Source organism: Parabacteroides timonensis (assembly GCF_900128505.1).
In the GTDB taxonomy this organism is placed as follows: domain Bacteria; phylum Bacteroidota; class Bacteroidia; order Bacteroidales; family Tannerellaceae; genus Parabacteroides; species Parabacteroides timonensis.
In genome coordinates this window covers 4,119,598-4,144,063 of sequence record NZ_LT669941.1, presented here as the reverse complement: position 1 = coordinate 4,144,063, position 24,466 = coordinate 4,119,598, and the positions used below count along the sequence as shown (strand labels likewise).

The 24,466-nt window shown below is 43.8% G+C and carries 20 protein-coding genes; 14 read left to right on the top strand and 6 right to left on the bottom strand.

What is annotated here, in order from left to right; translation table 11 throughout:
* Nucleotides 1–407: 407 nt before the first annotated feature.
* Nucleotides 408–1,745, top strand: coding sequence for an ATP-binding protein (locus BQ7394_RS24000; RefSeq protein ID WP_075560225.1), 1,338 nt, complete (start codon nt 408–410; stop codon nt 1,743–1,745).
* A 50-nt stretch (nt 1,746–1,795) separates the two neighbouring features.
* Here the strand turns inward: BQ7394_RS24000 and BQ7394_RS23995 are convergent, their stop codons facing one another.
* From BQ7394_RS23995 to BQ7394_RS23985, 3 genes are read right to left on the bottom strand one after another with little or no spacing between them, the layout of a single operon-like run.
* Complete coding sequence (locus tag BQ7394_RS23995) at nt 1,796–2,545, bottom strand: TIGR02757 family protein (protein WP_075559696.1); 750 nt, start codon at nt 2,543–2,545, stop codon at nt 1,796–1,798.
* Nucleotides 2,546–2,548: 3 nt separating this feature from the next.
* The gene (locus tag BQ7394_RS23990) at nt 2,549–3,250 is read right to left on the bottom strand and encodes a DNA alkylation repair protein (protein WP_075559695.1); all 702 of its coding nucleotides are present in this window, start codon (nt 3,248–3,250) and stop codon (nt 2,549–2,551) included.
* The gene (locus tag BQ7394_RS23985; protein ID WP_075559694.1) at nt 3,247–4,209 is read right to left on the bottom strand and encodes a 2-hydroxyacid dehydrogenase family protein; all 963 of its coding nucleotides are present in this window, start codon (nt 4,207–4,209) and stop codon (nt 3,247–3,249) included. Before BQ7394_RS23985 ends, BQ7394_RS23990 begins: the two co-directional genes overlap by 4 nt.
* A gap of 84 nt (nt 4,210–4,293) precedes the next feature.
* Between BQ7394_RS23985 and BQ7394_RS23980 the strand changes: the two genes are divergently transcribed.
* Together BQ7394_RS23980 and ybeY are read left to right on the top strand one after the other, a co-directional pair.
* Entirely contained in the window at nt 4,294–5,529 is a 1,236-nt protein-coding gene (locus BQ7394_RS23980; RefSeq protein WP_075559693.1) for a nucleoside recognition domain-containing protein, read from the top strand.
* 133 nt (nt 5,530–5,662) lie between these two features.
* Nucleotides 5,663–6,097: an rRNA maturation RNase YbeY gene (gene ybeY, locus BQ7394_RS23975; RefSeq protein ID WP_075559692.1), complete on the top strand. Its 435-nt coding sequence runs from the start codon at nt 5,663–5,665 to the stop codon at nt 6,095–6,097.
* 28 nt (nt 6,098–6,125) lie between these two features.
* Here ybeY and BQ7394_RS23970 read toward each other — a convergent pair whose 3' ends face one another.
* Entirely contained in the window at nt 6,126–7,184 is a 1,059-nt protein-coding gene (locus tag BQ7394_RS23970) for a PDDEXK nuclease domain-containing protein (protein WP_075560224.1), read from the bottom strand.
* A gap of 207 nt (nt 7,185–7,391) precedes the next feature.
* Between BQ7394_RS23970 and BQ7394_RS23965 the strand changes: the two genes are divergently transcribed.
* The 9 genes from BQ7394_RS23965 to deoC all read left to right on the top strand — a co-directional run bounded on the left by BQ7394_RS23965 (nt 7,392) and on the right by deoC (nt 18,263).
* Nucleotides 7,392–10,007, top strand: coding sequence for a sensor histidine kinase (locus BQ7394_RS23965; RefSeq protein ID WP_075559691.1), 2,616 nt, complete (start codon nt 7,392–7,394; stop codon nt 10,005–10,007).
* Nucleotides 10,008–10,015: 8 nt separating this feature from the next.
* On the top strand, nt 10,016–10,771 hold the full coding sequence (locus BQ7394_RS23960) for a LytR/AlgR family response regulator transcription factor (RefSeq protein ID WP_075560223.1): 756 nt from the start codon (nt 10,016–10,018) through the stop codon (nt 10,769–10,771).
* Nucleotides 10,772–10,960: 189 nt separating this feature from the next.
* On the top strand, nt 10,961–11,989 hold the full coding sequence (locus tag BQ7394_RS23955; protein WP_075559690.1) for a sensor histidine kinase: 1,029 nt from the start codon (nt 10,961–10,963) through the stop codon (nt 11,987–11,989).
* Nucleotides 11,982–12,665, top strand: a complete 684-nt coding sequence (locus BQ7394_RS23950; RefSeq protein WP_075559689.1) for a LytR/AlgR family response regulator transcription factor — start codon at nt 11,982–11,984, stop codon at nt 12,663–12,665. The genes BQ7394_RS23955 and BQ7394_RS23950 overlap by 8 nt, the downstream gene beginning before the upstream one ends.
* Nucleotides 12,666–12,775: 110 nt before the next feature.
* Nucleotides 12,776–14,653 (top strand): tRNA uridine-5-carboxymethylaminomethyl(34) synthesis enzyme MnmG, encoded by a 1,878-nt coding sequence (gene mnmG / locus BQ7394_RS23945; RefSeq protein WP_075560222.1) that lies wholly within the window; start codon nt 12,776–12,778, stop codon nt 14,651–14,653.
* 83 nt (nt 14,654–14,736) lie between these two features.
* A complete protein-coding gene (gene uvrC / locus BQ7394_RS23940; RefSeq protein WP_075559688.1) occupies nt 14,737–16,545 on the top strand; it encodes an excinuclease ABC subunit UvrC in 1,809 nt (602 codons plus the stop codon).
* Between the two features lie 8 nt (nt 16,546–16,553).
* Nucleotides 16,554–17,006 (top strand): D-aminoacyl-tRNA deacylase, encoded by a 453-nt coding sequence (gene dtd / locus BQ7394_RS23935; protein WP_075559687.1) that lies wholly within the window; start codon nt 16,554–16,556, stop codon nt 17,004–17,006.
* 1 nt (nt 17,007) lies between these two features.
* Nucleotides 17,008–17,340 (top strand): nucleotide pyrophosphohydrolase, encoded by a 333-nt coding sequence (locus tag BQ7394_RS23930; RefSeq protein ID WP_082212153.1) that lies wholly within the window; start codon nt 17,008–17,010, stop codon nt 17,338–17,340.
* A gap of 2 nt (nt 17,341–17,342) precedes the next feature.
* Nucleotides 17,343–18,263, top strand: a complete 921-nt coding sequence (gene deoC, locus BQ7394_RS23925) for a deoxyribose-phosphate aldolase (RefSeq protein WP_075559686.1) — start codon at nt 17,343–17,345, stop codon at nt 18,261–18,263.
* Nucleotides 18,264–18,398: 135 nt separating this feature from the next.
* Here the strand turns inward: deoC and BQ7394_RS23920 are convergent, their stop codons facing one another.
* Complete coding sequence (locus BQ7394_RS23920) at nt 18,399–19,373, bottom strand: polyprenyl synthetase family protein (RefSeq protein WP_075559685.1); 975 nt, start codon at nt 19,371–19,373, stop codon at nt 18,399–18,401.
* Between the two features lie 98 nt (nt 19,374–19,471).
* Between BQ7394_RS23920 and polA the strand changes: the two genes are divergently transcribed.
* The gene (gene polA, locus BQ7394_RS23915; RefSeq protein ID WP_075559684.1) at nt 19,472–22,249 is read left to right on the top strand and encodes a DNA polymerase I; all 2,778 of its coding nucleotides are present in this window, start codon (nt 19,472–19,474) and stop codon (nt 22,247–22,249) included.
* Between the two features lie 380 nt (nt 22,250–22,629).
* On the opposite strand, the gene BQ7394_RS23910 is transcribed toward polA, so the two are convergent.
* Nucleotides 22,630–23,211: a GNAT family N-acetyltransferase gene (locus BQ7394_RS23910; protein WP_075560220.1), complete on the bottom strand. Its 582-nt coding sequence runs from the start codon at nt 23,209–23,211 to the stop codon at nt 22,630–22,632.
* Nucleotides 23,212–23,352: 141 nt separating this feature from the next.
* On the opposite strand from BQ7394_RS23910, the gene ychF reads away from it, so the two are divergent.
* Nucleotides 23,353–24,456, top strand: coding sequence for a redox-regulated ATPase YchF (gene ychF, locus BQ7394_RS23905; protein WP_075559683.1), 1,104 nt, complete (start codon nt 23,353–23,355; stop codon nt 24,454–24,456).
* The last annotated feature ends 10 nt before the right edge of the window (nt 24,457–24,466 follow it).

The following is a 24,466-nucleotide window of genomic DNA, read 5'->3' as shown; positions in this document are numbered from 1 at the left end:
CGGTATTGCAGGGGAAAGTTTATCTGTTAATAGTCAGGCTACTACCTGTTAAGTCGGGAGAAACTAATACAAAAGTCGTTACTCAGTAAAACTACCCTGTACAGGGTAGCAAGCCAGGGTGTAGAGGGTAGCCACGCAGGGCGTACAGCGTAATCGGCTAGGGTGTACAGGGTAGGAATAGTGAGTCAGGACTTAACAGGTAGCTCCTCCCTTATTAACGATTAAAAGGTGTAGGACCTGGTGGCAGTTACTCCCGACGCAAGACATAATAATTACCAACTTGCCTCCGGTTTGAAACAAAATCAACTCATATTTACCTCCTTTTTAGAACAAAAACAGCTTCAACTTGCCTCCGGTTTGAAACAAATATGTATATTTGCAATTGTAAATCAGTCACATATACAGCCATGTTCAAAAGAGATATCATTACAAGCCTGGAGGAATGGGCGGCAGACAGTCACCGGAAGCCTCTTATACTGCGTGGAGCCCGTCAGGTAGGCAAAACAACGATAGTGAATGAATTCGGCAAACAGTTTGATAATTATCTGTCATTAAACCTGGAGAAAGAGGAGGCGGCCAAACTGTTCGAATTAGCCATCCCCCTGAAAGACCTGATGCCTCTTCTGTTTGCCCACTGCGGCATCCTGCGAAAAGAAGGACGCACTTTGCTGTTTATCGACGAAATACAAAATTCAGCCAAAGCAATTTCGCTGTTACGCTATTTCTATGAAGAACTACCCGATATATACGTTATAGCTGCCGGCTCTTTATTGGAAAACATAGTCGATATACATAGTTCGTTTCCGGTTGGCCGCGTACAATATCTGGCATTACGCCCATGTTCTTTCCGGGAATTCCTGCAGGCAATCCACGAAGAGGCATTGCTGCCTGTACTTATGCAACCGGAAGTCACGCCTGCTTTCCACAACCGCCTGATCAATCTCTTCAATACCTATACCCTGATAGGAGGAATGCCGGAAGTAGTGCAGTTATATGCCGAAAGACGGGATATCCTATCACTCGACTCCATCTATGAAACACTTTTGCAAGGTTACAGGGATGATGTGGAAAAATACACAACCGGCAGACTCCTTCCGGATGTCGTACGTTTCATTCTAAAAGAAGGATGGCACAAAGCAGGGCAAACCATTACGCTGGGAGGTTTCGCCAACTCATCCTATAAGGCACGTGAAGTCAGCGAAGCATTCCGATTGCTGGAAAAGGCCATGTTGCTCGAACTGGTTTATCCCACAACAGCCACAGATGTGCCGGCAACCTCCGAGATCAAACGTATGCCTAAACTGATCTGGCTGGATACCGGACTGGTCAATTATGCCGCACAGGTACAAAAAGAGATATTGGGAGCCGGCGACATCATGGATACCTGGCGGGGAATGATAGCAGAACAGATCGTTGCACAGGAGCTTCTGACACTGACAAACAAAGTCAGCCAGAAGCGTAACTTCTGGGTCAGGGGACAAAACGACTCAAGCGCGGAGGTCGATTACATATGGGTACAGGACTCTAAAATCTTTCCTATTGAAGTGAAATCAGGACATAACGCACACTTACGTTCGCTTCATTCTTTTATGGAACGTAGCTCTCAAACAGTAGCTTTCCGCGTATGGTCGCAACCTTATTCGGTAAATGAAGTAAAGACAGTGAAAGATAAGCAGTTTAAACTCATCAATTTACCTTTCTATTTGGTAGGGGAGCTGACAGCCATTATATCCAAATTCCTTTAAGTCGAGTGGTTGTTCGGAAATTCCGAACAACCAGTAAAGGAAAACTACATTTACAACGTTTTCCTATTTATATCATACCCAAACAGCGCAAAATCCCCCAGACACGGATCATCAGGAAAGACTTCTTTCAGGGCTTCGGTTATCTCGATGGCTGTTCTTAAAGTGGCATTCTTTTGAGCGGTCAATCCCAGTTCCAAGGATATCTGATGGACATGTGTATCTAAAGGAATGATCAGTTCATGAGGGCGTATCGATGTTCCCCAGATTCCGAAATCGACAATACCGTCTTTCCGAACCATCCAGCGAAGGAACATAGCCAGACGTTTACAGGCGGATGTACCGGTCAATACCGGAATACCCTCAATACCCGAAAAGACATCCTGTATTTTCGTAATCGGATTGGGGTATGGACTGGTAGCCAATGCGTCTTCCAGCGATTCATGTTTTTCATAGATACATTTCAACCGCTCGCACAATTGCCGGAGATGGGAGTAGGTGTAGAAACGGTAAAAAGTATCCCTTTTGCCCGGTTCCACCGCATTTCCCGGCAAGTATTTATAACCTTCCTCCATAATCCAGCGGTACGGACTGACACCCATCGCCGCATGCAGTTCGTTTGCCTTCCGCAAGATCAGTTCCCGTCGTCCGTAAGAGATCCAGGAGGTGAGAAAGGCGGAGACTTCTATGTCTTTCTTTTCGGTGTACCGGTGCGGAAACTGCACCGGATCGTCCGGAATAAAGGTATCTACGTTATATTCTTTTGCCCAACGACGGAGCTTTTCTTTTATCTGTTCATCCATCTGTTATTTCTTCTTCAGGAAATACTGACGCTGATCCTCCGGGTAATGCTCGATGGCATAGCGGAGTGCTGTGCGAGGGAGACGGGTGGCATATTCTTCCAGGAATCCGGTCAGTGTCTCCCGATCCTTCTTTCCGACCTCACGAAGCATCCAGCCCACAGCCTTATGCATCAGGTCATGTTTATGCGACATCAGTTTTTCCGCCAATGCCAGTGTATCGGTATATTCACGGTTACGGATAAACGTCACCGTCGAAACCATTGCGATACGTTGTTCCCACAGGCAATCGCTTTCCGCCAGTTCATACAACCGCGAACGGTCTTTATCCAACAAATAAAGCCCCACCAGATGCGGACAAGTTACATCCACCAGATCCCAGTTATTGATCCGGTGGGCATTGCCGAGATAGAAATCATACAGTTTCTTCCGGTTGGCTTCCGAAGCCTTTTTGAATTGCTCGACCACGATCAAAAGGGCACAAAGGCGTGCTTCGTGATATTCGCTATCCATCAATTTCTGCAATTCTGCCAAAGGTGTTTGCTTGTTCGCCTTTGCGATGCTGCGGGTGAGGGGAACGACCAGTCCGAGGAATACATCGCCTTCGGCATACTGTCCCGGCCCCGTTTTAAAGAAACGTTGCAGGAAAGCAGCCTTCTCCGGATTCGCCATCGAGAGAAGTTCGCTCAATACAAACTCCGCGGTCATGGACGCATGACACGTGATACAGGACGGTCGCCTTCCAAAAATCCGATGACGTTATTACAAACCGTACGGGCCATGACGATACGTACATCCAATGTCTGCGTTCCTATATGCGGGGTCAATACGACATTATCCATTTCCAGCAGTTCCGGCAGCGGATAATCGCCAAATTCAAATACATCCAGACCGGCACCATGAATCGTTCCGTCCTGCAAAGCCTTCACCAGCGCCTGTTCGTCTACCAACGGGCCGCGGGCAGTGTTAATCAGGATAGCGGACGGCTTCATCTGCTTCAACTCTTCTTCACCAATGATATGATAGGTGTCAGGGGTATAAGGAGCATTCAAAGAGACGAAATCGGATTGTGCCAAGAGTTCCTCCATAGAGGCGTAAGTCACGTTCAGTTTCGTTTCTTCATCCACATATAATTGGCGGCGGTTATGATAGATCACTTCCATGCCACAGGCGTTCGCACGTTTGGCAAGCGCCTTTCCAATACGTCCCATACCGATGATACCCAATGTTTGTCCGGTAATATTCACACCCAGATTTTCGAGTACGCCTATTTTCATTTCCTTGCCTAAAGTACGCAACTTACGGTCGCATTCGGTAATGCGGCGGGCAGTGTCGATCATCAAACCGAGTGCCAGGTTGGCGGTAGGGGCGGTCACCGGGTCAGGGGTATTGGCTACCGTAATACCTTTTTCCAGGCAGTAAGCCACATCGATATTATTGTAACCCACCGCATAGTTGGCTACCATCTTTAAATTCGGTGCATGGTCTACCAGTTCTTTGTTCACCGGAAAATCGAACATGGAGCACAATATATCATACTCCGGGATCATTTCGAACACTTCCTCATAGGTGAAATCTCTTCCGTCGGGAAAAGTCACATCATACTTGCTTTCCAGCTCCGTGAAGCCCTCACGGAACATGTCGTAGGTTACTAATATCTTTGTCATAAGTCATTACGATTATTATTCGGGCAAAAATACAAATCTATCGTTAATAAATTCCTATTTTTGTGAGCATAATATTAAAACAGTATGGTTCTAAACTACATTTGGATTGCTTTCTTTCTTATCGCATTCGTTGTCGCACTGGGTAAACTGATCTTTGCAGGCGATACAGTGGTATTCACCGATATCATTAATGCCACATTCGACTCAGCCAAAAGTGGATTTGAAATATCATTAGGCTTAACAGGTATCTTGTCGCTTTGGCTAGGTATTATGAAGATCGGTGAAAAGGGAGGGGTGATTCAGTCGTTTGCCCGGTTGGCTGCTCCGGTGTTCAGCAAGCTCTTTCCCGATATCCCCAAAGGCCACCCGGCAACAGGTTCTATCTTTATGAACTTCTCCGCCAACCTGCTGGGACTGGATAATGCTGCGACTCCGATGGGATTAAAAGCGATGCAGCAATTACAGGAATTCAACACGGACAAGGAATCGGCCAGCAACCCGATGATTATGTTTTTATGTATCAATGCTTCCGGATTGACACTGATCCCTATCACGATCATGATGTACAGGGCACAGCTGGGAGCCGCCAATCCATCGGATGTATTCCTGCCGATCATGCTGGCGACATTTACTTCTACACTGATAGCTATCCTGGCTGTTTGTATTAAACAGCGTATCAATATCCTTCAGAAAAACCTGCTGTTATTCTTCGGAGGAGTAGCAGCTTTTATCGGAGGGCTCGTTTGGTTATTCAACTCGCTGGAGCAGGAACAGGTATCGCTTTATTCGACTGTCTTCGCCAATACGTTGTTGTTTACCATTATCTGCGGATTCATCGTAAGCGGCGTACGCAAAAAGATCAATGTCTACGATACATTTATCGAAGGGGCCAAAGAGGGCTTCAAGACAGCCATAACAATCATTCCATACCTGATAGCGGTACTGGTAGCCATCGGCGTATTCCGTGCATCGGGTGCAATGGATTTTGTGATAGGAGGTATCCGGACAGGAGTAGAGGCGGTAGGGCTGAATGCCGATTTTGTCGGTGGATTGCCAACCATACTGATGAAGCCGCTGAGTGGTAGCGGTGCCCGTGGCATGATGCTGGATGCAATGCGAACATATGGAGCCGATTCGTTTGTCGGACGCCTTTCGTCGATCGTACAGGGTTCTGCCGATACTACTTTTTATGTGGTGGCCCTTTATTATGGCAGTGTAGGAATCCGTAACACACGGTACACGGTACAGTGTTCTTTACTGGCTGACCTGGCGGGGGCTATTGCAGCAATAGCGCTCACTTATTTATTCTTTGCACAGTAAACTTCCATAGTATCAAAATGTCACTACTATACCGGGTAAATCGGATTACTAGTGCAGGTAATTGGAATTAGTATACCGGGTAATATTTTTTAACAAATCATTCTGATAAAGAAACAAGATTAATAATAGCATTATGGCAATATCATTTTACGCGGAAGACATCGAACTTCCGGTTATCAAAAAGAGAGCTGTCAGCAGCTGGATCAAAGCGGTGACAGAAACATACGGGAAAAAGACAGGGGATATCAGCTATATCTTTTGTTCCGACGAAAAGATCCTGGAGGTAAACCGCCAGTATCTGCAACACGATTATTACACCGATATCATCACATTCGATTACACCAGCGGCAACAAAATATCAGGTGACCTTTTCATCAGCCTAGATACAGTAAAAACAAATTCAGAAAAGTTCGAAACACCTTACAACGAAGAATTGCACCGCACGATCATCCACGGAATTCTTCATCTGTGCGGCATCAACGACAAAGGCCCGGGGGAGAGGGAGATCATGGAAGAAAACGAAAATAAGGCTTTGGCTATCTTGCCGGAGGAATGCCGGGAGGGGTGATCCCGGCATTATTATTTATCTATTTATATCAAAAGTTCTTCATATTCTTTTCAATTTCCTCAATAGTAGGAAGACTGCTTCTAAATGTCTCTGGTAAAATATTATTCAGATCATAAGCAGATATACCTAAAGGTTTTTGTATATCAGCCAAAGTATATTCAGCAATTACATCTTCTTTGTCTTTACATATCAATAAACCAATAGTCGGATTATCATCCTTATCCCGCATCTGCCTATCAATAGCTGTTACATAAAAATTTAATTTACCTGCAAATTCAGGTTCAAACTTCACTGTTTTTAATTCGACTACAACAAAGCACTTCATCCTGAAATGATAAAATAACATATCAATATAATAAGATGATTCACCGACCTGAATAGGAACTTGACGTCCTACAAAAGCAAAACCGGTTCCAAGCTCCAATAAAAATCGAGTAAGATTGTCTGTTAAAGCCTTCTCCAATTCTTTTTCTTTATATCCTTCCGTTAATGTAAGAAAATCAAAATTGTAAGGATCTTTCAACATCTCTTGTGCAAGTTCACTTTGTAAAGAAGGTAAAGTTGAGGAGAAGTTTGAAATAGTTTTCCCTTGTGATCTATATAAATCAACCCCTATATAATGGATTAAGATAGCACGACTCCAACCCTCCTGTAAGGTCTTTTTTATATAAAACAATGCTTCTTCGATAGATTTGCATTTAGTTATTATTTCAGTATGATGTCTCCATGGAATTTCTGCTACAAACTGTGGCATCTTTGATGAAGATTCTGCACCAACTTGGTGCAGTTTTATATTTTCACCAGAGTAAAACAAAAACCACTTCTTCATATACCACAAATTACGAGAGGAAAAACCTTTGATATCTGGGAAGGCCAATCGTAAATCAAGACTTAGTTGTTCTATAATTCCATCTCCCCAATCAGATTCGGTCTGTTTCTTCACAATATCAGAACCTATACTCCAATATAGTTCTAATAATTCAGTGTTAACCTTTACAGCAGCCTTTATCTGACTTTGTTTGATACGTTTTTTGAGATTAGCCAACCATTGCTGATACTCATTGTCCGCTTTAATTAAATTGTTCATAGTCTCGGATTTGTTATTAATAATTATGTATGCAAACATAGTATTTTTTTATTCTTTATCATCCTATTCAGTTCATTATTTATATTTATGTTCAAATGTTACATTATTACTCACTCGCAACTACCATTTACTCATTTTCCGGCCACGCAAGAGTCTTTCTCTCTACATTTGGTCTGTAATCTAATTTTTCATCTTAAATTTACAGATATGAAAGTAAGGCTCTTATTTTTATTCGTATGTCTGGCATGGAACGGATGGGCGGAATCATTCACTCCTTACAGTCGCGATTCTCTTAAAAAAGGGGATTGGTTCACTTTTGAGTGTGTTCATTATTATCCTTATGTAGCACCGGGAATTCAGGAAGAGATTCCCTGGAGAGCAGAGAATATCCGGAGGGTCATTATCCGGGCAACGGTGATAGACAGAACGGATAAGTCTATTTCTATCGACTATACGCTGGATAACCTGTATGATTGTCACAATGATAAAGAGAAACAGGGATTTTATTATTTCGACAATCGTTACCAGCAGGATTTCGGTTTTAAAGACAGTACCTCTGACAAACAGATTCTACATGTCACATACGATCGGAAGAGTGGAAAAGCACTCACTTTCGACAGAACGAACTCACTCTACTCCTATTCGAAAACGTATATTCCTTTCGGAGTAAGACAAGAGGGATTATCAGCCAATACGGATGTATCTGTCCAGGATTCTTTAAATCTGGACAAACTTGTCACCTCGACAGCCAACGATCTTCTGACCGAATGGAGTGAAGGCCTACCTAACTTTCCGACACCGAATACACGAATTATCGAAGCCTCCTTCCCTCTTCCTCCAAATACGGAATTTACCTGCTGCAATTTAGATCTCGACACATCCGGAGATTCAACCGTTCATAAAAAAATATTTATCCCCTACCCGACAGAATACAAAGTCGGAGCACAAAAAACGCTACTACTAACTCCCGGAGATTCCATTGTTCAGGACAAAAAACTATATATAGATACACATCGCATCCGTTACGAAGGACGAGGAAACGAGCAAAACAACTTCCAATACAGCTATCGAAGGTTCGCCAACCTCTATGAGTCTGATATATTTGTTTTCAACCTCAGACAACCCGACGAGCTGGAAAAAGCTTTCCAGTCCCGTAATGCTCTTTTTCAAACGGTCTTGGAGAAAGATTTTGGAAAGATGGACCCCTATTGGCGAAAGGTATTCGAACGCTCGGAACAGTATCTCAAAGGAGCTGTTATCCTACAACGCTATATGTATTACACCGACAAAGAAGACTGGCATAAAAGCGGTTTGCTCAGCTGGCAAGCCCCCCACTTTGCATCGGTCAATCCACTTATCGATTATGCATACAACCTGAAAAAACCGGATGCTGCAAATTATGACTATTTCCTGTACGAGTATACTATCTATAAAAAACAGGAACTCAAGTCGGATAATCTACGTCTGAACAAACAGAAAGAATTAACCCCACAGGAAGACTATCTATTAACTAAACAAATCCTTTCCGGTTATCCAAAATATCAAGTAAACAAAGTTAATCTAAAGGCTTTAATGGGTGAAAAAATGCTATCCGAATTAGATGCGGATTATAACGATTTTATCAGCTCCTGCCCGGATACCAGTCTGACAAACGATCTAAAAAAGACATACAACAAGTTGTTACCTTTTGAAGCCGGAAAGAATATTAAAGAAACCGGTCTGATTATAGCTGACAGCCTGCACCTGGCGAAAGGAAACGACCGGAAATACATCCTGTTGCAACTATTGACATGGGATGGTCTTCCCGCCAATATTCTCCAAAACGCACTCGACTTGAAACAGCGTATTGAAGCGGAAGGACTAACTTCCACCATACAACTCGAACTATACTCAAATTTCTCCTCTCATAATGCGGAGAAGGTAAAGCCATACAAAGCTATACCCAGCAAACAAGCACAAGATTTAAAGTCTAAGGGTATCTACCCACTCACCATTCTGATGCGCGAAGACGGAACTATTCTCTATCGGAGACTCTGGGATTTTGACATAGACACAATCATTGATTTAGTAAAAAAAGACCTAAACAGAGAAGATAAGTCCTTCAAAGATTTCATAAAAGGATTCAAAGAAGGTGTCATAGGTGCGCTTTTACTCGCTGCAATCATCGGTCTTATTTACTATTTCCGAACCAAAAACAAACAAAAGCAGGAGCTTAACCGCCGCCGTATCCGCGAGCTCGAACTCCGTGCGATCCGTTCCCAGATGAATCCGCATTTCATCTTTAACGCACTCAGCTCGATCCAGAATCTGATCAATCGCTCCGCCAATCAGGAGGCGAATAAATATCTGATCGACTTCTCCCGCTTACTGCGGAAGGTACTGGCCACATCCGAAAAGAAGCTTGTTCCCCTCTCCGACGAGATCGAACAGTTACAGTTATATTTGAAACTCGAACAACTTCGTTTCCCCTTCTCCTACTCCCTGACAGTAGACGAAAACATCCAGCCGGATACGATCGAGATACCGGGAATGCTGATACAACCTTTCGTTGAAAATGCAGTTAAACACGGAATCGCCCCGCGTGGTATTGGAGAGATTACAATTCGATTATCTTTGCAAAACCAATTGTTGATAATCGACATTACCGACGATGGTCCCGGACTGAAAACAGAAGAGAACGGAGGTTTCGGTATCCGTGCCGTCACCAACGAGTTCGAAATATTAAAGACTTTGTACAATACGGAAATCGGTGTTACAATCGAAAACAGGCAGGAAAAAGAAGCCGTCTCCGGTTGCCATGTCCGGTTATCCATTCCTTTATAACGCAAAATATGAACACGAAAATAACCGCAACAATTGTAGATGACGAGCAGGGAAACCGGGAGAACCTGCTCCGTATGATCAGGACCTATTGCCCGCAGATCAGTATATCGGCCATCTGCAGTTCCGTTACGGAAGCTCGTACCGTCCTACCCGAAGCAAAACCGGATATCCTCTTTTTGGATATCCGGCTGGGTGACGATACCGGTTTTTCTCTTCTGGAAAGTCTTCCGGATATTCCTTTCGAGGTGATCTTTGTAACCGCCTACGACAGCTATGCGATCCAGGCAATCCGTTTCAGTGCACTCGACTATCTATTGAAACCGATCGACCCGGAAGAACTGACACATGCCGTAGACAAAGCCATCCAGGTAGTCTTGCGGAAACAGGAAAACAAACGGATGCAGAACCTCCTGCAGAACACGCGGGCAGTAGATAAACAAAAGAAAATAGCACTGTCTGTCGCCGATAAAATAGAGTTTGTAGAGATCGGCTCCATCATCCGTTGCGAGTCGGAAAGCAACTATACGACTTTCTATCTAAAGACAGGTGAGAAACTGGTTGTCTCCAAAACATTAAAAGAATTCGACGAGCTATTAACCCCTTATCATTTCCTGCGCGTACACCAATCGCATCTGATCAACCTGGATGAAATCAAAAGTTTCATCAAAAGCGACGGAGGATATATCCGCATGAAAGACGGATCGTCCATCCCTATCTCCCGGCAACGGCGAAACTATGTGATGGATGTTTTAAAAGAATTATAATCCTGGAATAAAAAACAATAAACCCCGCTCCCAGCCCGTTTATTATAATATAATATTCATAGAATACAAATAGTATTCTGTGGACAAAAAGTTTAAAATTACAGACAAATATAATCGAACAAAAGATCAATTTTGCCCACAAAAAGCATTAATGCGACTTTTGCTCATGTAATTTAAAACTAAAATAACATGGACAAAAGAATCATTCTATCTTTAATGCACCTCCCCGTATGGATGGTTGCAATTTTCATTGCCTACTTCTTCAGTGTGGATGATATGCCCGTATCCCAGCCTCATTATGTGGTATTATCAACCTTTACTTTTGCAAGTTGTTTTTTAGGCAGCTTCTATGTATTTTATTCTTTCTTCGTACCGAGATTCCTGGAGAAAGGTAAATTCTGCACTTTTGGTATTTACTCACTACTGTTTATCACTATTTGCATGCCTGCAATTATGCTAATCCTGGCACAAGCCACAGGTATCACAACGCTAAACACCTCGGAGATTTTTACCGGTAAAGTTCTTGCCCAATGGATAGGAAGTGTAGTCGGTGCCCTATTTTGCGGATGTCTCGGACTACTATTCCGGTTCATGATCGACTGGTTTAAAAACCTGCATTTAAAAAGAGAAATAGAGAATATCAAGCTGCAAAGTGAATTGGATGCTATTAAATCAAAACTAAATCCACACTTGCTTTTCAACACGCTCAATAATATCGATACCCTCATACAAATAGATCCCGAAAAAGCATCTGTTGCCCTATCCAAACTATCCGATTTACTCAGGTATGTTATCTATGAAACCAAGAACGAGAATATATCTATCCGGAACGAAATAGACACGATACTGAAATATATCGACATTGAAAAAATACGACTGATCAATCCGGAGCACATCTCTTTTACAAATACGATTACGTCCGATTACATGGTTCCTCCAATGATCTTTATGCCGTTCATCGAAAATGGATTTAAGCATAGCAATCTGAATGAATCCGATCAACGGCTCAGCATCGAATTTTCAGAATGTAACCACGAGTTATTCTTCAAATGTATTAATACGATAAACACAAAAAGGACTCATACCAACCCGGGAGTAGGGCTACAACTGGTAAGAAAAAGACTGGATTTATTATATCCACACAGTCACAAGCTAGAAATCCACCGGCAAGGCAACCAATATATCGTATCACTCAAAATCGACCTACATCATGGTTAATTGCATTATCATTGAAGACGAACCCCTGGCTATCGGGAAATTAACCCATTTCATTTCAAAGCTGGATTCAATCAAGTTATTGCAGAGTTTCAACTCTGCAATAACAGCTGTAGATTACCTGAGAATGAACAAGGTTGACCTGATTTTTCTTGATATAGAGATGAAAGACCTGACAGGAATACAATTTCTTGAGTCCGTACATATAGATTCCAAAGTTATCATTACAACAGCTTATGAGCAATACGCAATTAAAGGATTCGACTTACAAGTTTGCGATTATCTATTAAAGCCGATCTCATTCGAACGGTTTCTTCAGGCCATCAATAAAGCGAATGAAGAATTAATGCAAAGCAGGGATCAAAAGAAGGTCAACAAGATTTTCATCAAAACGGAATATCGTTTAGAAGGGATAGACACTTCAGAGATCCTCTACATAGAGGGTATGGGGGATTATCGCAAAATTGTGACTGTCTCCAAAAAGATCATGACTTTACAATCGTTCGGAGAATTACTGAACATACTTCCCCAAGAGTTATTCTGCCGGGTTCATAACTCGTTTGTCGTCTCACTAGATAAAATAGAGAGAATAGAAAGGAACAGAATTAAGATAAAAGATAAAACAATACCCATCAGCGAATCATACAATAAAGACTTCTATTTAAAAATTAACAGCTAAGACAAGCTATACTGCTAACGAAACAAAGCATAAGCAAAATATCCTTTGGGATGATGACTAAAAGGCGGAGTATGACTATCTTTGCAGAAGAAACAAAGATAATTACGACAATGACTTTCAATTACGATGTGATCGTGGTAGGTGCCGGTCATGCAGGCTGTGAAGCCGCAGCAGCTGCCGCCAACCTGGGTTCGAAAACGCTTCTTATCACAATGGACATGAACAAGATTGCACAGATGAGTTGCAATCCGGCCGTAGGCGGTATCGCCAAAGGACAGATCGTTCGTGAGATTGATGCACTGGGAGGGTATATGGGTATTGTTACAGACCGTACCGCTATTCAGTTTCGTATGTTGAACCGGAGTAAAGGACCTGCCATGTGGAGCCCGCGTGCCCAAAGCGACCGTGCCCGTTTCATCGACTGCTGGCGGGGGATTGTGGAGAACCTTCCGAATCTATATATCTGGCAGGATACCGTTCAGGAGCTATTACTCGACGGGAATACCGTTTGTGGCGTTAAGACCGGTATGAACGTTGAATTTCGTGCCAAAAGTGTGGTTCTAACCAACGGCACATTCCTTAACGGCTTGATGCATATAGGACGCACGCAATTACGCGGCGGACGTATCTCCGAACCGGCAGCCACAGGACTCACGGAGCAGTTGGTTTCCGCAGGCATTAGATCTGAGCGGATGAAGACAGGAACACCCGTCCGCATCGACGGTCGCAGCATACATTTCGATGAAATGGGGGAACAACCGGGAGAGAATGACTTCCACAAATTCTCATACCTCGACTTCCAGCCACGCCCGTTAAAGCAACTGAGCTGCTGGACGACATTCACCAATGAAGCTTGTCATGAAATCCTTCGCGAAGGCCTCCCCGACTCTCCTCTGTACAATGGACAGATCCAGAGCATCGGCCCGCGCTACTGTCCGAGTATCGAAACAAAGATCGTCACCTTCGCAGATAAAACACAGCACCAGCTGTTTCTGGAACCGGAAGGTGAAACGACACAGGAATATTACCTGAACGGTTTCTCCTCCTCTCTCCCATTAGACATCCAACTGCGTGCATTACAAGCCATACCAGCATTCAGGGATATTCAAATTTACCGTCCGGGCTATGCGATCGAATACGATTTCTTCGATCCGACACAGCTACATCACAACCTGGAAACAAAACAGATCAAAAACCTGTTCTTTGCAGGACAGATCAACGGTACTACCGGCTATGAAGAAGCAGGTGGCCAGGGACTGATTGCAGGTATCAATGCACACATAAACTGCCACGGCGGCGAACCATTCGTATTAGGCCGCGATGAAGCCTATATAGGCGTACTTATCGACGACCTGGTAACAAAAGGTGTAGACGAGCCTTACCGAATGTTTACCTCCCGTGCCGAATACCGCATCCTGCTCCGACAAGACGATGCCGATATGCGCCTGACAGAAAAAGCATACAAAATAGGTTTAGCGAAACAAGACCGTTACGATCTGCTCAAAGAGAAAAAGGAACACAGGGATGCTATTATTTCCTTTGCAGAAAACTATTCAGTGAAGCCGCAATATATAAACGACGGATTAGAGAAACTAGGTACTACCCCACTCGCTCACGGTTGCAAACTAATCGACCTGATCCTTCGCCCGCAACTCACAATGGAAAGTATTGCAACCCTCGTTCCGGCACTCCGTGCAGAGTTAGATAAGGTTCCTGCATCACGTAAAGAAGAGATCATTGAAGCAGCAGAAATTCTAATCAAGTATAGCGGATATATCCGACGCGAGCAGATCATAGCAGATAAGATAAATCGTTTGGAGAATATCCATATCAAAGGCAAATTCGATTACAATTCGATCCAGTCTTTATCGACCGAAGCACGACAAAAGCTAACCAGGATAGACCCGGATACAATTGCCCAGGCAAGCCGTATCCCTGGTATCTCTCCAAGCGATATAAACATCCTGTTGGTATTACTCGGAAGATAAAACGCGAATTGTTCCACGTGAAACATTTGCTTTAGATAAAAGGAGGTAAAACACTGGGAATAGGCCAGAAACAATTAAACAAGATGAGTTCAGAAACCGATAAACATATAAAAATGATCCTTTCTATCCTGCCGGACAAGCCTGGATGCTACCAGTACTTTGACGACAAGGGTACGATCATTTATGTAGGCAAGGCTAAGAACCTGAAACGCCGTGTATCCTCCTATTTTAACAAGGAACACGACAGCAATAAAACGCGTGTATTGGTAAAGCAAATCCGCGACATCAAATACATCGTAGTAGATACGGAAGAGGATGCTTTATTACTCGAAAATAATCTGATCAAGCAATATCGTCCGCGCTATAATGTTTTGCTTAAGGACGACAAAACCTATCCGTCTATCATCGTAAAGAACGAATACTTTCCGCGCATATTTCAGACCCGAAATATAGTGCGCGACGGTTCGCAGTATTACGGTCCCTACCCTTCCGTCTATACGGCAAAAGTCATGCTTCAAATGTTGAAAGAACTTTATCCGTTACGCACCTGCAAATATCCGCTTACACCGGAATCGATTGCCGAAGGGAAATACAGTGTTTGCCTGGAGTATCATATAAAACGTTGCAAAGGTCCCTGCGTAGGATTGCAGACACTGGAAGAATACCGTCAGAATATCTCCGAAATAAAAGAGATCCTGCGTGGGAATATATCCCAGATAAGCAAACATCTTTACGAAGAAATGCAAACGCTTGCCGGAGAATTGAAGTTCGAAGAAGCTCAAAAGATTAAAGAGAAATACGACGTAATAGAGAACTACCGGGCAAAATCGACCGTGGTAACTCCCATGTTACACAATATAGATGTTTTCTCTATAGCCGAAAACGAACGTTCAGCTTATATCAACTTCATGCATATAGGGAACGGAGCAATCGTGCAGGCCTACACTTTCGAGTATAAAAAACGGCTGGACGAAACGAAAGAAGAACTGCTCAGCCTGGGTATTATTGAAATGCGCGAACGTTTTAAAAGTACAGCCCGGGAGATCATCGTTCCTTTCGATCCGGATATGGAGCTGGGCAATGTCAGCTTTACTGTTCCACAGCGTGGCGATAAAAAGAAGCTACTGGAACTTTCAGAAATGAATGTAAAACAATTCAAAGTAGACCGCCTGAAACAAGCGGAAAAACTGAATCCGGAACAACGCAGCACACGCATATTGAAAGAGGTACAGGACGCTTTGCACCTACCCAAACTACCAATACATATCGAATGTTTCGACAACTCGAATATACAGGGTAGCGATGCCGTTGCAGCTTGTGTTGTCTTTAAAATGGCGAAACCATCGAAGAAAGACTACCGTAAATACATTATTAAAACCGTAGTAGGCCCCGATGATTACGCATCCATGAAAGAAGTAGTCCGTCGCCGTTATCAGCGGGCTATCAACGAAGGATCTCCCCTGCCCGACCTAATCCTTACCGACGGGGGAAAAGGGCAAATGGAAGTGGTTCGTGAAGTCATACAGGACGAGCTGCATCTGGATATCCCCATAGCCGGATTAGCGAAAGACGGCAAGCATCGTACATCGGAACTGCTCTTCGGCTTTCCACCGGTCACAGTCGGCATGCAGATACAAAGCCAGATGTTCCGGTTCTTCACACAGATACAGGACGAGGTACACCGCTTCGCCATCACCTTCCACAAGGATAAGCGCAGTAAAAGCCAGACTCGCTCGGAACTGGACAGTATCAAAGGAATCGGTGAAAAGACAAAAGTATTGCTTTTACGCCATTATAAAAGCGTAAAAAGAATACGTGAAGCAAGCTTTGAAGATTTAAAAGAATTAATCGGAGAAGCCAAAACAAAAGCATTAATAAATGGTTTAAAGTAAACATATAAATGAGAACAGTTATACAACGTGTACGACATTGCTCCGTCACGATTGACGGACTGGTAAAGTCTAAAATAGGAAACGGATTGCTCGTATTGGTAGGTATCGAAGATCGCGACACACAGGAGGATATCGAATGGTTATGCAAGAAGATTGCAAACCTACGCATTTTCGACGATGAAAACGGGGTTATGAATCGCTCTGTGGTCGAATCAGAGGGCGAGGTAATGGTCGTTAGCCAGTTCACCCTTCATGCGTCTACAAAGAAAGGAAACCGCCCCTCCTACATCCATGCGTCTAAACCGGATATCGCCATACCGATGTACGAAGCTTTCTGTGCGGAGATGGGACTTCAGTTAGGCAAGGATGTAGCCACAGGTACATTCGGTGCGGATATGAAAATAGAGTTGTTAAACGATGGGCCGGTCACTATCCTGATCGACTCGCAAAACAAAGAATAAGATGGCAGATATTACCCTTCAGGAAGCCCAGGAAAAGGTAGACCACTGGATCAAAACATACGGTGTACGTTACTTCAACGAGCTTACGAATATGACGATCCTGACCGAAGAAGTAGGCGAACTGGCCCGCATCATGGCTCGTACCTACGGCGAACAATCCTTTAAGGAAAGTGATAAACATCGCGATTTGGGCGATGAAATGGCGGATGTATTATGGGTACTACTCTGCCTTGCCAACCAAACCGGCGTAGACCTGACAGCAGCATTTGAAAAGAATCTGCAGAAGAAAACCGACCGGGATAAAAAACGACATATAAACAATAAAAAATTATAACGATGGCACACGAACACAATTGCAGTTGCGGACATAACCACGATCATGACCACGAACACATGGACAAATACCATGAAGCGTTCGCTAAATTCGATCCCGCCGGAACAGAAGAGATAGTAGGGAAACACGTTGCTTCGATCCTTGACAAGCATGAAAAGGAGAACTTCACTCCCGACGTTCTGAAGCAAATCCACGGATTCATCGACCTGACCTCGCTGACCAGCATCGATACAAAGGAAAGTATATGGAAGCTGGTAGACCGCGTAAATGATTTCGAGGGCACTCGTCCCGACGTACCGAATGTCGCAGCGATCTGCACCTATCCCCTCTTTGTGGAAACGGTCAAGCAAGCACTGGCCGCCCAGGAAGTAAAGATAGCTTCGGTAGCCGGAGGATTCCCTTCTTCGCAGACATTCACGGAAGTGAAAATAGCAGAAACAGCCATGGCTATTATGTCGGGAGCCGACGAAATAGACGTGGTTATGAATCTCGGATACTTCCTGGAAGAAAACTACAATGAGTTGACAGAAGAGATACAGGAGATCAAAGACAGTTGTCGCGAAGGTAAGCTGAAAGTCATTCTGGAAACCGGTGCCCTGCTAACTCCGGAGAATATCCAAAAGGCTGCCATCCTTGCCCTGTATTCGGGTACTGATTTCATTAAGACATCGACAGGCAAGGGTTATCCCGGTGCAACCCCGGAAGCCGTTTATACGATGTGTAAAGTGCTCAAAAAGTACCATTCCATCACAGGTAAACAGATCGGCATTAAAGTATCCGGTGGTGTTCGCACAGCAGAAGATGCCGTTAAGTACTACACGATCGTTAAAGAAGTACTGGGGAATGACTGGCTGAACAAGAATTTGTTCCGTATCGGTGCCAGCAGCCTGGTAGAAGATATTGAACACCGATTGGGAAAATAACGGTCAAGGTGTTATAACCTAAAAAAGGGGACGCAGACGACGCAGAAAACGCAGACGGACGCAGATAGAAATTATTCAAAATCTGCGTCCGTCTGCGTTTTCTGCGCAATCTGCGTCCCCTTTCTAATATATAATCTATTTTTGTCTCTCCATAATATAATCGGCCAGTAAAAGAAGACCGTTCCGGGCATCCGATTCCGGAAACTGCATAAGAACCTCCACTGCCTTATCACGATACTCTTTCATCCGCAATTCTGCATATTCGATACCACCATTGGCTTTGGCAAACTCAATCAAAGCATCGATATTCTCAGCAGAAAAATCCTTATCGTGGATCACTTTCAGAAGAGATTCCACATCTTCTCTCCTACCCTGCTCCAGGGCATGCAACAAAGGCAAAGTAACCTTTCCTTCGCGAATATCATTACCGGTAGGTTTTCCGATATTCATTTCTTTATAATAGTCGAAAATATCGTCTTTGATCTGGAAACAATACCCCAGATACTCCCCGAACTTACGACACATCTTTACCATTTCGGGAGAAGCATCTGCTGAAATAGCACCGATCTCCGTACAGGAAGAAAGCAGCGTCGCCGTCTTTTTCTTTATAACCTGCATATAACAAGCTTCATCCAGGATCGTTTCCTCGGCTGTTTCGAGCTGTTTGATCTCCCCCTCCGACAAGTCACGTCCAAGGTTCGATACGATATTTATGATTTGCAGATTGCCTGTCTGAATAGAACGGATCAATGCGGTGGAAAGAATATAATCGCCCACCAATACAGAAATACGGTTGTCGAAAATGGCATTCAGGGAAGGGACTCCCCGACGTTCTTTCGTTTCATCGATCACATCGTCGTGTATCAGCGTAGCCGTATGCAGCAACTCTAGGAAAACAGCCGAATTAATCGTATGATCGGTCACTTTTCCACAAGCTTTAGCTGTAAGCAATACCAATAACGGACGAACATGTTTACCGCTGGCATTCAATATCTGATCGATAGCCGCCTGTAATCTGCGCGTCTCACTACGAAGTGAATCCGCAAATTCATCGTTAAAGCGTTTAAACTCTTCCGCAACCGGTTCTTCTATTTTCTTTCTGTCATTCATAATCTTTCAAAGATTCGCAAAATTAACAAAAAGTATTGAGTAAGCGAGTTTTTTCGTACATTTACCGTCTATTGTCACCCTAAAACGTGTTAAAAGAGATGAAGTTATTCCTCATAGATGCGTACGCACTGATCTATCGATCGTACTACGCTTTTCTTAAAAATCCGCGTATTAACTCAAAAGGCATGAATACATCGGCCATTTTCGGGTTTATAAACAGTCTGGAAGACGTTTTAAAACGTGAGAATCCGACACATATCGCCGTAGCTTTCGACCCCAAAGGGCCTACCTTCCGTCATGAAGCATACGAACTGTACAAGGCACAGCGGGAAGAAACCCCCGAAGTGATCCGGCAGTCCGTACCTATTATTAAGGATATTATTGAAGGATACAATATCCCGATACTGGAAGTCCCCCGTTTCGAAGCAGACGATGTGATAGGTACGATCTCGAAGCAGGCAGAAAAAGAGGGATTCGAAGTCTTTATGATGACACCCGACAAAGACTACGGACAGCTGGTATCCGACCATATATTTATGTACCGTCCCAAATTCGGAGGCGACTACGAAGTGATGGGCGTAAAAGAAGTACTCGACAAATACTCGCTGACCTCGGTCGACCAGGTTATCGACCTGCTGGGTTTGATGGGTGACAGTTCCGATAACATTCCGGGTTGTCCGGGTGTGGGAGAAAAGACAGCCCAAAAATTACTCGAAGAATATGGCTCGATCGAAAACTTGCTGGAGAATACCGACAAACTGAAAGGAGCACTTCATAAAAGGGTAACAGAAAATGTAGAGCAAATTCGTTTCTCCAAATTCCTGGCAACGATCAAGACGGATGTGCCCATCCAGTTCGATGCGGCGAAATGCATCCGCGAAAAACCGAACGAAGCCCGGTTGACTGAGATTTACACAGAATTAGAATTCAGAACATTTATTAACAAGCTAACATCAGAGGAGAAAAAGCCTGCCGCACCGAAAGTTGCAAAGGGCCCTGTTCAAGGCTCTCTGTTTGACATATTTGCGCCCGAGGAGCCGAGTGTTCCCAAATATTCGACTCTCGCGAACTTAAAATCGACACCTCACAACTACAAAGTCGTTGATTCTGAAGAAGAAAGAGCCAAATTAGGTCAATTTTTGATGGATCAGAATTTTTTTGCTTTTGACACGGAAACTGACGGCATCGATCCACTGACAGCCGGACTGGTCGGAATGTCGTTCGCTGTAAAGGAAAATGAAGCCTGGTACGTTCCGGTTCCGGCCGACAAGGAAGAGGCGGCCAAAGTAATAGCCCACTTCTCCCCTGCCCTGCAAAATCGCAAATCGCAAAAGATAGGTCAGAATATTAAATTCGATATCATGGTCCTCCGCAAGTATGGAGTGCGGGTAGCCGGTCCGCTGTTCGACACTATGATCGCCCATTACCTTCTCAACCCGGAGTTACGACACGGAATGGACTATCTGGCGGAAACCTATCTCAAATATAAACCGATCCCCATCACGGAGCTTATCGGGTCAAAAGGAAAAAATCAGTTGTGCATGCGCGACGTACCTTTGGCACAAATTGCCGAGTATGCCGCCGAAGATGCCGACGTTACCCTGAAGCTAAAAAACTTCTTTGCGCCAGAACTCGAGAAGACCGGAATCGAATCGCTCTTCTTCGACATTGAAATGCCATTAATATATGTACTGGCAGAAATGGAGCAGACAGGCGTTAAGCTCGACACAGTCGCTTTGAAACAGTCGTCGGAAGAACTGACCGATGCCCTGAAAAAATTGGAAAAAGAAATCTATGAACTGGCCGGTGTGAAGTTTAACATCAATTCCAGCAAGCAGGTCGGTGAAATCCTTTTCGAACGTCTAAAGATCGAAGAGAAAGCTAAAAAGACAAAAACAGGTAGTTACAGCACCAGCGAAGACATATTGGAAAAACTCCGTTCGAAACATCCGGTCGTAGGCAAGCTATTGGAATATCGCGGACTGAAAAAGTTACTGAGTACTTACATCGACGCCTTGCCCGAACTAATCAGTCCGGTAACAGGGAAAGTCCATACCTCATACAACCAGACAGTCACTGCCACCGGTCGTCTGAGTTCGACCAATCCGAACCTGCAAAATATCCCTATCCGGGACGAGTTAGGACGCGAAATCCGCAAAGCATTCATTCCGGATAGTAAAGATTGTACCTTCTTCTCGGCCGACTATTCGCAGATCGAACTGCGTATCATGGCCCATCTGAGTAATGACGAGCATATGATCGAAGCCTTCCGTAGCGGAGCAGACATTCACGCTGCCACTGCTGCTAAAATATACGGCATTCCGGTAGAAGAAGTAACCAGCGACATGCGTCGTAAGGCCAAAACAGCCAATTTTGGGATTATCTACGGCATCTCGATATTCGGCCTTGCCGAACGGCTGAACATTCCCAGGGCGGAATCAAAAGAGCTTATAGAAGGGTATTTCAAAAGCTATCCGGGTATCCGTGATTATATGGACGAAAGTATCCGCATTGCCAAGGAAAAAGGGTATGTGGAAACGATCTTCAAACGCAAACGCTATCTGCCGGATATCAATTCGCACAACGCCATCGTCCGTGGCTATGCCGAACGAAACGCGATCAATGCTCCTATCCAGGGCAGTGCCGCCGACATCATCAAGGTAGCGATGGTACGTATCTTCAACCGTTTCGAAGCAGAAGGATTAAAAAGCAAAATGACCCTTCAGGTGCATGACGAATTAAACTTCAATGTCTGCAATGATGAATTGGAGAAGGTAAAACAGATCGTCCTGGAAGAAATGGAAGGTGCGATCAAGTTACAGGTTCCTCTGATTGCCGATTGCGGCGAAGGGAACAACTGGTTGGAGGCACATTAACTATATCGTTTTAGATCTCGTATCATCCTAGATATTTCTCTAAAACAGGTGACTTAATTTGAGCGATATAGCTACAAATAGTATATAACACCCCCATTTCGCCCCCTTTTACACCCCCATCCCAACGATGCTCACACCCGGGTGTAAAAGGGGACGAGACCCGGGTCTCGGTAAACTTATATCATTATCTTTCTGATCTTAAGTCATATACTTAGTCAAAAAAGTCATAAGTCTACACACAATGAATGATAGTTATGATAGATGGAATGATAGTTATTTCTGGCAACTATCATAATACAAATAGTTATCATTCAAGGCATTAAATCAGAAAATGATAGTATGATAGTTATTTTGTAAATTATACTTATAGTATATAGCGCTTAAATGTCTTCTACAAAATGAACGGGATACTGCTCCCAGTACTTCCTGTAAACCCGCTCGTCATTCCCGTCAAAGTTCAATTGGTACATTCTGAATGTAACCAGGAAATCTTTAGGTTGCCATTGCTCTTCATAAGAATATTGATACTTCATGCCTATACTCTGCATAACCTTCCCACTTCGAGGATTGTTTACATCGTGCGTAGCGGTAATATACCGGATATCTGTCTGTTTCAGCATATCCACCACCGCCCGGCAAGCCTCTGAAATAAACCCTTTATGCCAGAATTCTTTTCTGAGCCCATACCCCAAATCATGGCTATCATCACCGCTTACATGGACATATCCGATCGGGACATTGTCTTCTTTCAAACAAACAGCATACTGAAATCCTTCTTTCCGGACATAGCTATCCAGGTACTTCTTTTGAAGATACACTTTTGCTTCCTCTATATCTGTAAGAGGAAACATAGGTAAGAAAGTATTCACTTCCTTATCACTCAGGATAAGAAATAAAGCTTCTGCATCTTCTTCGACAAACTGGCGTAAAATAAGGCGTTCCGTTTCTATAAGCTCATTCATCTCTTCCTGCTTTTCTTGCATAACCTTCTATATATCATTCGATAGGCAAAGATAATCATTCATGCAAAAAATTGATTACCTTTGCACACCAAAACGAGGTGAAAGGAATATAATTGACAATAAAAAAAATACTATAACAATATGGCATTACAATGTGGCATCGTAGGTCTTCCGAACGTAGGGAAATCTACTCTTTTCAACTGCTTATCGAATGCAAAAGCACAGTCTGCAAACTTCCCGTTCTGTACGATCGAACCGAACGTAGGTGTTATCACCGTTCCCGACGAACGTCTGAACAAGCTGGCAGAGCTGATCAACCCGAAACAGATCGTTCCTACTACGGTAGAGATCGTCGATATCGCCGGCCTGGTAAAAGGAGCCAGTAAGGGAGAAGGATTGGGAAATAAATTCCTTGCGAATATCCGTGAAACAGATGCTATCCTACATGTGTTACGTTGTTTCGACGATGAAAATATCGTACACGTAGACGGTAAGGTAGACCCTGTACGCGATAAGGAAATCATCGATGCGGAACTCCAGATCAAAGACCTGGAAACGATCGACAGCCGTATTGCCAAAGTACAGAAACAAGCCCAGACAGGCGGCGACAAACAAGCCAAACAGGCTTACGAAGTATTGGTAAAATACAAAGAAGCCCTGGAACAAGGTAAGAGTGCCCGTACAGTTACGTTCGAAACAAAAGACGAACAAAAGATAGCTCACGAACTCTTTCTGCTGACGAGTAAACCGGTGATGTATGTCTGCAACGTAGACGAAGCCAGCGCCGTAAACGGTAACAAATACGTAGAAGCAGTACGCGAAGCAGTAAAAGACGAAAACGCAGAAATCCTGGTAGTAGCTGCCAAGATTGAAAGCGAAATTGCCGAGTTCGAGACTTACGAAGAACGCCAGATGTTCCTACAGGAAATCGGGCTGGAAGAGTCAGGTGTAGCGCGTTTGATCAAATCGGCTTACAGCTTATTGAACCTGCAAACTTACCTCACTGCCGGCGTACAGGAAGTACGTGCTTGGACATTCGAAAAAGGCTGGAAGGCTCCTCAATGTGCCGGTGTGATCCACACGGATTTTGAAAAAGGATTCATTCGTGCAGAAGTGATCAAATATGATGATTTCATTCATTATGGTTCCGAAGCAGCCGTGAAAGAGGCCGGAAAGATGAGCGTAGAAGGAAAAGAATATGTGGTACAGGATGGTGATATCATGCACTTCCGTTTCAATGTATAATCACAAAAAA